The sequence below is a fragment of the Oscillibacter sp. CU971 genome (assembly GCF_905219725.1).
In the GTDB taxonomy this organism is placed as follows: Bacteria; Bacillota; Clostridia; order Oscillospirales; family Oscillospiraceae; genus Oscillibacter.
In genome coordinates this window covers 1-1,894 of the sequence record NZ_CAJMXG010000414.1, presented here as the reverse complement: position 1 = coordinate 1,894, position 1,894 = coordinate 1, and the positions used below count along the sequence as shown (strand labels likewise).

Genomic DNA, 1,894 nt, shown 5'->3' with positions numbered 1-1,894 from the left:
TCTCGTCGTCATAGGAAAAACGGTATTTGTCAAACGCATGCCGGTAAGCATATGTATGCTTCCCCCCTACCATAAGCAGATAGGATTTATGGCCGTTTGTATACAGAACATCGACCATCGTATCCATCAGCTGGCAGGGCCCTCCAATCAACAATACATTCATCTCTTTTACCCCCACACATATATAAGTTTGCTCAGTCATCCATAAAGCTGAACATGGAAAACCATTCAGAGAATCCCCCTCTTTCGGGCCTTTACGGCGTCCTCAAAGAGGACGTAGCCCGCTTGCCCTTGAAGCAAATCATAAGGCCCGCCAATCCGCGCCGGGGACGCCGCTGATGTTGATCCGCCGCACGGTCTTAGCCGCCAGCATCTCCGCGCAGGTGCCCGTCCACGTAGGTCAGGCCCGGCAAGCCGTTCTCCCGCCCGGCGGCGAGGCAGCCGCAGCCGGCGGTGTGCCCGTTGCGCAGACGATTGGTCCAGACCGCCGTCTCCCGCCCGCAACCGCACCGGCACAGCCACGCCGTCCGGCTGCCCACGTTCTCCGCGGGCACTAAGACCGTCAGCTTTCCGTACCGCTGGCCGGTGAGGCCGATTTTTTCCGGCTGTGGCCCTTAATTTCCACGGCCTCCGCCTGTGAGAGGCTTTTGCGGCGGTGTTTTGAAACTGAGGACGAATCCTGATTTTAACGCCATCTGCTGTACCCTCCCGGCTTTGCCTGACAGATAATGGCACCCTGTGGCTCCTAAAACAACAGAGGTCGGAGCGGCTAATAAAGCCTACGTTGTGAGCCATTTTCCGGTTGCATTTTTGAAAAGGCTGTGATAGAATTATCCTATGAAAATCAACAAAAGTAAGACTTACCGTTCGGCAAAAACGGCAAATCCCGCTTGAAATCATGGCTTGCTTTGAGTGGATTGCAACCCAGGGTTTATGGGCCGAATTCTTCCTTGCGCCACCGTTGAAAGGTCCCGTGGGCTACGCCCAGTTCCCTCGCTGCGGTCCGGTCAGACATTTCACCCCGTCTCCAGGCTGCCACAACGCTTTCGTAATTCTCGCCCCGGTCCTTGGCCTTGCGTCCGAAACGGACGCCCCTGGCCTTCGCCGCCGCGATGCCCTCCGCCTGCCGCTGCCGGCTGAACTCCCGCTCCGTCTGGGCCACGTAGCTCAGCAGTTGGAGAACGATGTCGGCGATCAGCATCCCGATGAGATCCCGCCCCTGGCGGGTGTCCAGCAACGGCATGTCCAGCACCACGATGGCTGCCTGCTTCTCTTTTGTCAGCAGCCGCCACTGCTCCAGAATTTCCTTATAGTCCCGTCCTAGCCGGTCGATGCTCTTGATGACGAGAGTGTCCCCGGCTTTTAGCTTTCGCACCAGCCGCCGATAGCCGGGGCGATCAAAGTCCTTGCCGCTCTGCTTGTCCAGGATAATGTGCTCCGCCGCCACGCCGAATTCCGCCATGGCAATCAGCTGCCGCTCCTCGTTCTGTTCTCTGGTTGAAACTCTTACATATCCGTATGTAGTCATAGGCTCGCTCCTCCTTTTCGGTGATAGTCCTATTTTAAAGGAGCTATGATTTCGCACAATTTAGAATTTTCCCGGAGGAAAGGAAAACAGCCGCTTCCCGCAATAGAGAAACAGCCGTTTTGGTATAATTGGGGATACCCTTTTTCCTCCGTCTCAATTCTTTCACCTCCTCTCAAACCGAATAATATATTGCTGTTCCTGACAAAAAGCTAGGGGCATCGGACAGGGTTATCTGAAACTTCACACTTGCATTTCTCTCTTCGTCCCGTGGAAAGCAGAGCGAGGGGAAGGTTTTTACTCTTTGTTTAGGGAAACGCTGATTTAATCCCCCGAAATAATAGAAGATGTGATAAAATAAAGGAAAGG

3 protein-coding genes are annotated in these 1,894 nt (G+C 54.5%); all 3 read right to left on the bottom strand.

Annotation, left to right across the window (positions count from 1 at the left end):
* Positions 1 to 359: 359 nt before the first annotated feature.
* Positions 360 to 554 carry a hypothetical protein gene (locus tag JX325_RS16020; RefSeq protein ID WP_204792046.1) on the bottom strand — a complete coding sequence of 65 codons (195 nt, stop codon included), beginning with the start codon at positions 552 to 554 and terminating at the stop codon, positions 360 to 362.
* A gap of 377 nt (positions 555 to 931) precedes the next feature.
* Positions 932 to 1,528: a recombinase family protein gene (locus tag JX325_RS16015; protein WP_204792045.1), complete on the bottom strand. Its 597-nt coding sequence runs from the start codon at positions 1,526 to 1,528 to the stop codon at positions 932 to 934.
* 172 nt (positions 1,529 to 1,700) lie between these two features.
* Positions 1,701 to 1,894: hypothetical protein (locus JX325_RS16010; protein WP_204792044.1), on the bottom strand; the 194-nt coding region annotated here is incomplete at its 5' end.

What these genes read in the sequence shown, in the direction of transcription:
- JX325_RS16015 (WP_204792045.1), bottom strand. Translation starts at nt 1,528, where the DNA reads ATGACTACATACGGATATGTAAGAGTTTCAACCAGAGAACAGAACGAG.